Consider the following 11,074-nt stretch of genomic DNA (forward strand, 5'->3'; position numbering starts at 1 on the left):
ATGCTGTGTGTGCTGGGGCCATGATGCCACAACCCTGAACCCTAAAGAAAAACCCTTCGGATCGCTCCGAAGGGTTTTTTGTTACCGTGGTAAGATCCGGCCCTACGGTGCATAGGGCTCGGGGGCCAGGACGCTGGCACCCTGCTCGCGCAGGCGGGCGTCGCGGGCCTCCTTCATGATCATCTGGGCGCGTGGATCACCGGCCGCCCAGCCGAGGAAGGACAGGGCTTCGAAGCCCTTGGCGCTGGCCTCTACACCCTTGCCGAACATGGCGAAGGGCGACTTGTTATTGGGGTAGTTGACGAGCTTCACCTTTACGTCGTCACCGATCTTGGCCAGCTTTTTGGCCTTGGCTACGGCGGCGTAGAAGCCGCCGGTCTCATCGACCAGCCCCAGTTGTTTGGCCTGCGCGCCCGTCCAGACGCGGCCCTTGGCAATTTCACGAACGCGTTCGGGAGCCAGCTTGCGGCCTTCGGCGACATGGCCGATGAAGGCGTTATAGATGGTGTCCATCCAGTTGGAGATGGCCTGCGTTTGCTTGTCGGTGAAGGGTTTGCCGGCGGAGTATGCACCAGCATATTCCGAGCCGACACCGATCTGACGGAAATCGACGCCAAAGCGCGAAGCCGCTTCGCCGATGGCCATCTTGCCGCCATAGACGCCGATCGAGCCGGTTAAGGTAGTCGGGTTGGCAACGATAGCGCTGGCCCCTGCCGAGACCCAGTAACCGCCCGAGGCAGCATAATCGCCCATCGAGACCACGACCGGCTTCCCGGATTTTTTGGCGTAGGCGAGGGCGCGCGAAATCTGCTCGGAGGCCGTGTCCGACCCGCCGGGCGAAGAGACGCGGAAAACGATGGCCTTGACCTTGTCGTTCTCGACGGCGTCGTAGAAGGCCTGAGCCACATCGTCTGACAGCATCTGGGCTTCGCTGCCGAAGCCACCGCCAGACCCCTTGCCGGTCATGATCGGACCTTCGCCATTGATGACCGCGATGGTCTGGCTGCCGGTCGATACGGTGGTCGCCGCATAGGACTGAATGTCCATCATTTGCGTGTCCGCGCCGCCCTTGGCCTTGGCGGCCTCTTCGATTTCCTGCACCTGACCTAGGTTGGTGATCAGGCCCAGTTCCTTGGCCTGCTCAGCACTGTAGGGACCAGCTTCAAGGATGGATTTCAGCTTGCCGGCATCCAGCTTGGCGTCCTTACGGTCGATCGCAGCATCGTTGATCAGCGAGTCATAGACTGAGCCCATCCACGAAAGGGTGGCTTCGCGGTGCGCCGGGGTAAAGTCGCTTTGCAGGTAGGGGTTGACGGCGTTCTTGTACTCATAGCGCTGCTGGAATTGCGGCGTGATGCCGTACTTGTCGAAGGCGCGCTTGAGGAACATTTCTTCGGTGGCAATCCCGGTTACCTGAAACGAAGAGCGCGGTTGCATCCAGAATTCGGTCGCCGCCGTACCCACCGTGTAGGAGGCCAGCACCATGGTCGAGGGATAAAGGCCCTGTGAATGGGCATAGACCGGCTTGTTTTTGCTGCGCACATAACGCACCGCCGTGCGGATTTCCTGCGCGGCGGCAGGCATCAGTCCGCCTTCGGGCAGACGGATCAGCACCGACTTAACCTTGCTGTCGTCCGCCGCGTGATAAAGCGAAGTGACAATGTCCATAGTGGATAGCGGCCGGCCTGTGATGAAGGCGAACGGATCGGACCGCGTCTGATCCGTCAAGCCTTCGCGCAGATCAACCACCAGCGTGATGGCTGATGGCGTGGTGGGCTTGGATGCCGCGGCGACCATGGTGATCAGCAGGAAAGGCACGCCGACGAAGAACAGCACAAAGGCGGCGAATACGGCGGCTACCGTAATGAAAAACTGTTTCATGTGACGAACGTCATCCCCGAATTGGGTGCAGCTATATCAAAATGCGCCGGAACCACGATGGGCGACGCACGCGCACTCAGCAGCACACAATAGCGTGCGTAACAATAAGGTCAAATGAAGAGCGTGTAATGCAGGCGAACGCAGGTCAGAATTTGGTGCGACCTGCGACCGGTTCGCGGTCATGCTGATACTTCGGGTCGCCGTGGCAGTGAGGGCACGAGACGCCTTTCTCATACAGTGGGCTTTGCTGATCCTCTGCGGTCAGGGCGTGGTCGCAATAAAGGCATAGGACGGCAGTTTGTGATGGATTCAGATGATGATCGACGGCGATGCGCTCATCGAAGACAAAGCATTCGCCGTCCCATAGCGACTCTTCGGCTGGAACGTCCTCGAAATACTGCAAGATACCACCTTTGAGATGATAGACCTCGTCAAAGCCGTTCTCCATCATCCAGGCGGTATATTTTTCACATCGGATGCCGCCGGTGCAGAAGGTGGCGATCTTCTTGCCTTTAAGCTGATCGGCGTGCTGACGCGTCCATTCGGGCAAGAATTTGAAGGTCGGGATTTTGGGGTCAATCGCACCTTTGAAGGTGCCCAAATTGATCTCGTAATCATTGCGTGTATCGAGGATCACCACGTCGTTGCGGCGGATCAGGTTGTTCCAGTCCTTTGGCTCGACATAGTGACCCCGGCGGGTCAGATTAACCGGTTCCCCCAGCGAAATCGTCTCCTTCTTGAGGCGCACGCGCACCTTTCCGAAGGGCTGGGTGTCGGCATAGGACTCCTTCCACACGATCGGCTCGCCGATCAGTTCAGTTTGGAGATAGGTCAGGAAGCTATCTATGGCCTCACGCGTGCCGGCCATGGTCGAGTTCACGCCTTCGGAGGTGATCAACAGCGATCCCTTGATGCTCAGCCCTTTCAACCTTTCGAGCAGCGGGGCCTGATGCGCTTCGAAATCGGGAAAGTCGAAGAAGTGATAGAAGGCGGCGATGACGTAGGGCGGCTGTGACATGCGGCGGGAGCTATCACATAGCCCGCCTTCACGAAAGGGGTCAGGATGTCGCTTTGCCTACAGGAAACGCCAGCGTCGGATAAACGCGGCCTGTCCGTGACGGATATTGGCCTCATCAACGACATTCCATAATACGGTGTCTTCTATGTAGAAACGCCGACCGCTGGCGGACACGCGGATACCGGCGTAATGATCGACATATCCCTGAACCAACGCGGCTTTGAGCAAGGCATTACGGTCGGACTGTATGCCGTTGTCGGGTTCTGCGGATTGACGCGAGGGCAGTCGGGTAAAGTCGTCCCAACCCATCTCCCAAAGCCTCAATGCCTGTGCATTGGCATAGCGAAAAACCGGATCTGCTTCGATGCCGTGAGACACAATCACCTGTGGGGTCGCAAACAGGGCTTCGGCCAGTGCGGCGTCGCTCAGTCCAGCGGTACCAGCGACAATCTGCCGCCCGGTAAAACGATGGAAGCTGTGGGCCATCAGTCGGTTATAGGCCTGAACGGCAGGGTCAAGAATAGGGGACATCATGCGCTCATAAGAAACGGAATGATTTGATTTTTAGCGATTGTGTCCGATGCGCATTGAAAAATCATATGGGGTAGAGGCAGGTCAACGATGCGAATGTTGTTTTGCAGCGGGTAATGACGTGGCAGGCACAGCGGTAAAAGCCGATCCTGTGTCGCATTCAGGCAAAGTACAGGGATTGAGAGTGCAGCAAGTGCTGCTCTCATATCACATCGCAACACACTTTGTACGCGCGCCAGGAGAGTCCGGCGATCTATGAAACGGGTCTGTTCAAAAATTTGGGCGGCCCATTGCCCGTGCCCACCGTTGAAAAGCATAAACTTTATCTGCCATTTTCGTAGCGGGATAAAACGCGCCAATGGCACAAGAGGCGCTATCCACTGGCCTGGTCTCGAAAAAGGCGACGCAGCGAAGGTCGCGCCTAAAATTAACTTCACGGGTTTAACTGCCGCATGCGTCGCCAACCAGATTGCCAAAGGGCCGCCAAACGACTCACCCACCAAAATGTAATCACGGTCTGTAGGCAACTCTGACAAAAGGTGGCGGCCAATGTGTTCATAGGATTGATCGCCGTTCTGCGGATAGGACAGCACCTTTATCTCGTAAAAGGCCTTAAGTGCTTCAACGAGGCCCTGAAAAAACACCCCTGTCCCATCGGTTCCGGGCAGAAGGATCAGCAGGGGAGCAAGCATTAGTTAGATCCAGAGAAGTTGGGGAAAATTTCAACGGGGGGATTGCATGTCACAAAAGCTTGGGTTAGTGAAGCGCCCTCTCGTTGAGACAAGCGAGACCAGCAAGTCTTTCAAAGGCTTTCTAAGTGACCTGCTGGGGAATGGTGTAATGGTAACACTCCGGTTTTTGGTACCGTCATTCTAGGTTCGAGTCCTAGTTCCCCAGCCAATTTTCTTTTCCTTCATAATCTTGCCCTTTTGGGTGTTGATCGTTCAGCGATTTCAATGCTTTTTCTTAATTGCTATCGAATGGTTGACTAAAATCTGCAATCAATTCTCCATCCCGTTCTTGATGGCGAAGTTTAATAGCTTTCTTTGGCGCATTCCTTCCGGCTTTTCGAAGATTGAATGAGCATCGTGGGCAACGGACAGGAGATTGAGCAGAGGCGACGGCCTTCAATCCGTGCCATAGGCGACCGCGGCACGCGCAATGAACTCACCAATCAAGGACTGGGCGCGCGGATCATTACCGCGCTCCTTCAGAGAATAGACGCCCATACGCACCGGGTCGGCCCGGTCATCAGGCGCGAGTTGGACCTGAAAAACGCCGAGGCGCTCAAACTCTCGCGCCATCAGCTCGCCATGCTGTAAGACCGCATGCGTGTGTTTTACGTAGTCGAGGCAAGCCTCTAGCGAGTTTGACGTGAAGGCCTTCCCCACCGTGCCATCCATAAATACTGAGCTTGATAAGCGTCGCTGATGGCTCTCTTTCGGAAAGGCCAGGGTTGACGGATAGGCCCTTAGTTCGGACAAAGTCCGGGTGCCTCCCAGCAACGGATGGCCCTCGCGCACAAAATAGCCGTCGCGCAGATAGCCAACAGGGGTGAAAACGGTTCCAAGGCTCGGGTCGAGGTCTGGCACCTTATGTCCGACAAAGGCCAGAATATCTCCTGCCAGCAACTGATCCATCAGGCGCAGCACATTGCCGATGCTGACGTGAATGGCGACATCCGGATGACGTTCGCGGTATTCGAAGATAAAGGCGCGCAAAAAGCCGGTCCAGGCCGTGTAACCGGACCCAAGACTTAAGCCATAGTCCATCTGGATGCGCTGCCGCTCGATGGAGGTCAGGGCGTTTTCATGCAGCCGTTTCATGACGATGCCGTGCTCATAAAGCGTCTGACCGTAGGGGGTGAGCCGCATGCCTCGGGCCGTGCGCTGAAACAGTTCCACCCCCAGAGACTTTTCTAGCTTGCGTAGGTTGAAGGTCAGGGTGGGTTGGGTAACGCGCATGCGCTCCGCCGCCAGACTGATCGACCCGGCGTCCGCGACGGACAGAAACTGTAGAAGGGCACGATCCATTTGTGTCTCGCCAAGATATAGATTTTTTCTATATATATGCAGATATTTCGTATTTTTCTATAGGGCAATTTGCTGATACGAGTAAGCCAATCGGTGGCAATCGACAGTAATTTGTATGTCGATTCCTAAATGCCTGGAATTCAGATGTAGATTTCATTCCATCTGATGAATTGAATGTGTCTTGGCGAAATATTTATACAAGAATTCACAGAAAACGTGGCCGAGAGTTACGCCGCGTGCATTTTTATCACTTCTTTTTTTCTTAATTTGTTTTACGAAAAATTGGTTTTGATTGATATTTACTATTGATTGGTCAGATTTGATCATTTATGAGTAAGAGTGATCGTTAGATCTGTGATGATCCGTGCCTAGGGCATCACCCAACGAATCCGGTCGTAGAATCGGTTGCTACAGAGAGGATGTTTCCATCATGACAGTCACCCAACGGGCGAAGTGCGCCCGTATTCGCACAGGCGCTTCCCTGATGGTTTTGGTGCTTTTGGGCTGCGGTGGGCAGGTCCTGGCCCAGGATGGGGCCGGGCAGACCGATGAGCCCATCGAAGTCGTTGTGACGGGTTACCGCAAGAGCGTCGAGTCTGCCGTCAACACCAAACGTCGCGCCAACAATATTGTTGATGTGATCAAGGCCGACGATATGGCGAGCTTTCCTGACGCCAATCTTGCTGAGTCCATCCAGCGCATACCCGGCGTATCGATCACTCGCGATGGCGGCGAAGGGCGCAGCATCACGGTACGTGGATTGGGCAGCGACTTTACCCGCACCACGCTGAATGGTGTTGAGGCCTACTCGGCGACAACTGGGTCTACGCTCGGCGTGATGGCTGGTATCAACCGCACACGAGGTTTTGACTTCTCGACCTTTGCCTCGGAACTGTTCAACAGCGTCACTGTCAACAAATCGCAGTCCGCCGACATGGACGAAGGCTCACTGGGCGCGACGATCGATTTGCAGACCGGTCGTCCGTTCGATAAGCCCGGCTTCCGCATGGCTGCATCGGCTCAGGCCGCCTATTACGATAACAACAAGACCACTTCGCCGCGCGTAGCGGGTCTGATCAGCAATACCTGGAATACCTCGGCCGGTCAGATCGGCGCGCTTTTATCGGTCGCCTATTCCGAGCGCCTGATGCAGGAAGACGGCTATTCCGACACTTCGGCCTCGGACTACTCCGATGCCAATAACGGCTTTTGCGGCGTGGCGGTCGATGACCCCAATCAGGCCGGCAGTCAGGTCGTCAATACGGCCATCCCCTACGTGAACTCTCTGTCGGGGACCGGCACCCGTCCGGCGGGACAGTGTTTCTCCGGCTTGGCGTCCAACGCCGCGGCCTACGCCAAGATTAATCAGCCGAACGTGTTCCTGCCGCGTAACCCAGGCCTGGGTCGCTTTGAACTCGATCAGAAACGTCTGGGCGTGACCACCGCGTTCCAGTGGAGGCCAAACGACAACACCCGCGTTACGCTGGATGCTGTCTATTCGAAATTTGATCAGAACCGTCAGGACTATGCCCTGTCAAACGCGTCAAATAACCGCAACGTGAATGGGGCCTCAGCCACGTTTCCGCTGTTTGCCGGACGGGTCGATTCCCAGATCATGGACGTCAACGTGACTTCCAGCGGTCAAGTCGACTATATGAGGCTTAACCACGTCGATATCAAACATATCGCGGAATATGCTGAGACGACCACCACCACTTATATGCTGGGTTTGCACGGCGAGCACACCTTCTCGGACAGGTTGCGAGGCGATTTCCGTATTGCGCAGTCCGGCTCAGAGTTTGATCAACCGCTCGACGTCTTTATTTCCTATGACGCGTTTAACAAGGATGGCTATGTCTGGGATGCGCGCACCGATGCCCGCCGCCCCTTCATCAATTATGGCTATGATGTCACCAACATCGCCAATGTGACCTTCACCAATGCGGGCACCGGCCTGACGCCAGACGTGCGCATCGTACATGCCAATGTGAAGAACACCTTGTCGAGCGTCGAGGGCAACCTGCATTACGACCTTCTGGACGGGCTGACGTTCCACACAGGCTTCCTGAAAAAAACGTACGAGTTCACTTCACGTCAGACCCAGCGGGTCTATGGCAACAACACTTCGCCAGCAGCCAAGTCCGATGGTAAGCTGCCGTTTGAGTTCACCAAATTCGTAGCGGATTTCCCAAACCTTGGGTCTTTGAGCACGGTCCTGACAGGCTGGGGCGAAGGTCTTGACCTGCCAGCAGGCTCTGTATCGTCATGGGTGGTGCCCGATGTTCAGGCCTTTATCAGCAGGCTGGATCTGAACTGCAACTGTGTTAACAGCTATGGCGATTGGACTCTGGGTGAAAACGCCGTGCGCGGCGGCAATGCGCTTGCCAACAACCGCGCGGTCACTGAAGACGATACGGCACTCTACGGCATGGTGTCGTTTGAAGAGGACTTGGCTCGCGGCATGCGTCTGCGCGGCAATGCTGGTCTGCGTTATGTCAAGACCGAGGTCACTGCTACGGGCTATGCCGGGACAACGCTAGCGACCGTCAGCCACAGCTATGACGACTATCTGCCAGCGCTTAATCTGGCACTGGAAGTGACGCCTACTTTCACGACGCGCTTCGCCTTTGCCGGTGTCATGTCACGGCCCTTCGTAGGGTCTCTGACACCCGGCGGCACGGTAAACACCACCTTTGGTGTGCAATCGGTCAATATCGGCAATCCGTTCCTCGATCCCTACCGCGCGAAGAACTATGATCTGAGCTTTGAATGGTATCCGACCCGTAGCACGCTGCTGAGCGCCACCCTGTTTTACAAGGACATCGCTAGCATGATCCAGTCCATCACCTCGATTGAGGCCTACAGCAATACCGGCCTGCCACTCAACCTTCTGTCGCCTGGTCAGGACGCCTCGACTCCTTACACAGTTACGCGCACCCGCAATACCGAAGGCGGCTATATCAAAGGCGTTGAGCTGAGTCTCGTTCAGCCCTTCACCTTCTTGCCTGCGCCGTTCAACGACTTCGGGACGCAGATCAACTACACCTGGATCGACTCGTCGGTGCTTTACTACCTATCGGCGGGTACAGCGACAACGGCGCCGACCACCACACGGGACCAATTCGTCAATGTGTCGCCCAATTCGGTAAACGCCACTCTTTACTACGAAAAGGGACCGTTCGAAGCCCGCGTTTCGGTCGCCTATCGCGACGAATACATCACCGCCTTGCCGTTCAAGAACGAACTTCTCGACGCCAATGGTAGCTATGCGACGACCAATGTCGACATGTCGGCATCTTATAAACTCAGTTCAAAGCTCTCTATCAATTTCGACGCGCTGAACCTGACCAATCAAATGGGTGACCAGTGGTCGGGGAAGGAGCGGCGCGCGCAGCGAGTGTTCAGCAACACCGGCCGTCAGATATTCCTCGGCGTTTCCTATACCTTCTGATTCACTCCCCCAACCGGAAGGTAACTTAGGCGGCCCGTAAGCGTGCGGGCCGCCTTTTTTTAGTTTTTTTTGGACTCAAGTCTTGAAGTGAGGTCGAAGGCGTGTGCCTCACTCGTCAGGAAGAACGCACGTTTCGCAAGGATCATATCACCGGGTAATCCGAGCAGTCCCAAACTGAGGCACAAGTGAAATAGACGAACAGTAGTAACCCGGTTTCGGGTAATCAACACAAGCCATTCTGGCGCTAGTCCAATCTCCTCAAGATTTGACGTTATAGGCGCGGAACCAGTTGACGAAGCGCGTTACACCGTCTTTGAGGCCAATGCGTGGTAAGAAACCTGTCAGGGCCTGAAGTAAGCGTGTGCTGGCATAGGTGCGCGGCACGTCGCCTTTTTGCATCGGCAGCATGTTACGCTTCAGCGGGGTTTGCAGGGCCTCCTCGATCGTGTCGATGAAAGACAACAGGCTCACTGGCTGACCGCCACCCAGATTGACCACCCGGAAAGGCCCTAGTTTGGAAAGGGTGTCATGGGCTTGATCGTCTGGCACGCGATTGCCTTCAGAAGGTGCGACGGGGATCAGTCGTACAATCGCCTCGACCAGATCGTCGATATAGGTAAAGTCGCGTGCATGCTGTCCCATGCCGTATACGTCGATGGCTTCGTTCCTGTCGGCGGCGTTAACAAATTTGAACAGCGCCATATCGGGACGCCCGTAGGGGCCATAGACGGTGAAGAAGCGGAAGGCTGTCGTCGGTATCTTCCAAAGGTGGGCATAGGAATGGGCCATCACCTCCATCGACTTTTTCGTCGCGGCGTAGAGGGTCATCGGCTCATCCGTTTTGTCTACTTCCTCGAATGGCACCTTCTCATTAGCGCCATAGACGGAGGAGGTCGAGGCCAGCAGCAGGTGCTGTGGTTTTAAGAGGCGGGCGACTTCGAGGATATTAAAAGAGCCGATCACATTGGTGTTGACGTAGGTACGCGGCTGTTCAAGCGAGTAGCGTACACCCGCCTGCGCGGCGAGGTGGATAATGATCTCCGGTTGACAAGCCTCAGCAGCCGTCATTAGCGCGTCCATGTTTTCTAGCATGGCCTCTGTGTGCGTATACTGGGGGGCGCTCTTCAAGCGTTCCACACGCGCGCGCTTTAACCTCACATCGTAATACTCGGTCATCCCGTCATAGCCGTGAATCGTATGCCCCTCGGTCAGCAGGCGCTGCGCCAAGTGGAAGCCGATAAAGCCTGCGGTGCCAGTAATGAAGACTCTCATATAATCACTCTCTCCCAGACGCCGAGGGGGATCGCATCCGGGATACATCAAAGACGTTAATCTGGAATCGCCGACAGACGGACCTGACATTTGATTCTGAAGATCGGTGTTAGTCATCCTACTGACCGATCACTGTAAAAGCTGCAAGCCCGCGTGGTCTTTCCGTGCGTTTGAGCGGCAAATATCGGGCATTTATGTCAGGCTGTGGGCGTAAGCCGCCGATCAATAGGCGTTTTTATCGCGACTGATTATCAGTGCCGTTCGCATAAGGATAACAAGCTCATCCCTGATAAACCACGACTGGATATCTTCGTTATCTGCCTACACGGGGTTTTCGATGCGGGCGAGTGTGCGGATTTCTCCCCGATAGAACAGCCGTCAGACCGGTCAGGTCTGTTCGCGCGCAAAAGCGCGTATTGTAGCCGCGGAGGGGCGAAGCAAACGTCTTATCGGGAGCGATGGCGTGCGGGTAAGGCCAAACCATATACATGTCGTCATTCAGCACATTAAAGAGTTGCGGCAGCTCGTCGAGGGCTGGTCCGGTGCAGAAACCGGCCGAGGCGGGTCACGCGGGCATCGTTGAGCTGGGTCTGAAGCACCTACGCGGCATCCTCTGCGACCCGTATGGTTCGGACCTTGTAGATTTTGAAAACGCGCCCTTTGAGGCCGGTGCGGCGTTGGCAGAACAGCACCCATCGAGCGGAGTCGAGCCTGATCAGGAAGTTGAGGATAGGCAGGGTGGGCAGAAGAATGAGGGTGAGGAACGGAAAAGCCCATATCCATAAAATGTTTATGAGGGCATCAGGCTATTCGGCAGCGGTGATGCATCCGATGCAGGATCGGGGCTTCGGGATCGGGGTGGCGGCGCACAAGAAATCAGGGCAGGGT

The 11,074-nt window shown here is 55.7% G+C and carries 9 protein-coding genes and 1 tRNA gene; 2 read left to right on the forward strand and 8 right to left on the reverse strand.

The annotated features are described in order from the left end of the window. Positions 1–102: 102 nt before the first annotated feature. The 4 genes from sppA to ASTEX_RS06270 all read right to left on the reverse strand — a co-directional run bounded on the left by sppA (position 103) and on the right by ASTEX_RS06270 (position 4,122). Complete coding sequence (gene sppA / locus ASTEX_RS06255; RefSeq protein ID WP_013478767.1) at positions 103–1,881, reverse strand: signal peptide peptidase SppA; 1,779 nt, start codon at positions 1,879–1,881, stop codon at positions 103–105. Between the two features lie 145 nt (positions 1,882–2,026). After that, the gene (gene trhO, locus ASTEX_RS06260; RefSeq protein WP_013478768.1) at positions 2,027–2,899 is read right to left on the reverse strand and encodes an oxygen-dependent tRNA uridine(34) hydroxylase TrhO; all 873 of its coding nucleotides are present in this window, start codon (positions 2,897–2,899) and stop codon (positions 2,027–2,029) included. Positions 2,900–2,956: 57 nt separating this feature from the next. Continuing rightward, a complete protein-coding gene (locus tag ASTEX_RS06265; protein ID WP_245532484.1) occupies positions 2,957–3,433 on the reverse strand; it encodes an MEKHLA domain-containing protein in 477 nt (158 codons plus the stop codon). After that, on the reverse strand, positions 3,430–4,122 hold the full coding sequence (locus ASTEX_RS06270) for an alpha/beta fold hydrolase (RefSeq protein ID WP_013478770.1): 693 nt from the start codon (positions 4,120–4,122) through the stop codon (positions 3,430–3,432). Before ASTEX_RS06270 ends, ASTEX_RS06265 begins: the two co-directional genes overlap by 4 nt. A 134-nt stretch (positions 4,123–4,256) precedes the next feature. Here ASTEX_RS06270 and ASTEX_RS06275 point away from each other — a divergent pair. Further along, positions 4,257–4,330: transfer RNA gene (locus ASTEX_RS06275), tRNA-Gln, on the forward strand. Positions 4,331–4,557: 227 nt separating this feature from the next. Here ASTEX_RS06275 and ASTEX_RS19255 read toward each other — a convergent pair. Beyond that, positions 4,558–5,463, reverse strand: a complete 906-nt coding sequence (locus ASTEX_RS19255; protein ID WP_013478771.1) for a LysR family transcriptional regulator — start codon at positions 5,461–5,463, stop codon at positions 4,558–4,560. 430 nt (positions 5,464–5,893) lie between these two features. Between ASTEX_RS19255 and ASTEX_RS06290 the strand changes: the two genes are divergently transcribed. Then, positions 5,894–8,914, forward strand: a complete 3,021-nt coding sequence (locus ASTEX_RS06290) for a TonB-dependent receptor (protein ID WP_013478772.1) — start codon at positions 5,894–5,896, stop codon at positions 8,912–8,914. A 258-nt stretch (positions 8,915–9,172) separates the two neighbouring features. Here ASTEX_RS06290 and ASTEX_RS06295 read toward each other — a convergent pair whose 3' ends face one another. The 3 genes from ASTEX_RS06295 to ASTEX_RS21060 form a co-directional block, all read right to left on the reverse strand. Next, positions 9,173–10,186 carry an NAD-dependent epimerase/dehydratase family protein gene (locus ASTEX_RS06295; protein ID WP_013478773.1) on the reverse strand — a complete coding sequence of 338 codons (1,014 nt, stop codon included), beginning with the start codon at positions 10,184–10,186 and terminating at the stop codon, positions 9,173–9,175. Between the two features lie 313 nt (positions 10,187–10,499). Next, the gene (locus ASTEX_RS21055) at positions 10,500–10,709 is read right to left on the reverse strand and encodes a sugar transferase (RefSeq protein ID WP_425358998.1); all 210 of its coding nucleotides are present in this window, start codon (positions 10,707–10,709) and stop codon (positions 10,500–10,502) included. Positions 10,710–10,785: 76 nt separating this feature from the next. After that, positions 10,786–10,980 carry a sugar transferase gene (locus ASTEX_RS21060; RefSeq protein WP_083805556.1) on the reverse strand — a complete coding sequence of 65 codons (195 nt, stop codon included), beginning with the start codon at positions 10,978–10,980 and terminating at the stop codon, positions 10,786–10,788. Between the last annotated feature and the right edge of the window lie 94 nt (positions 10,981–11,074).

Origin of the sequence: Asticcacaulis excentricus CB 48, assembly GCF_000175215.2 — a bacterium.
GTDB classification, from domain to species: domain Bacteria; phylum Pseudomonadota; class Alphaproteobacteria; order Caulobacterales; family Caulobacteraceae; genus Asticcacaulis; species Asticcacaulis excentricus.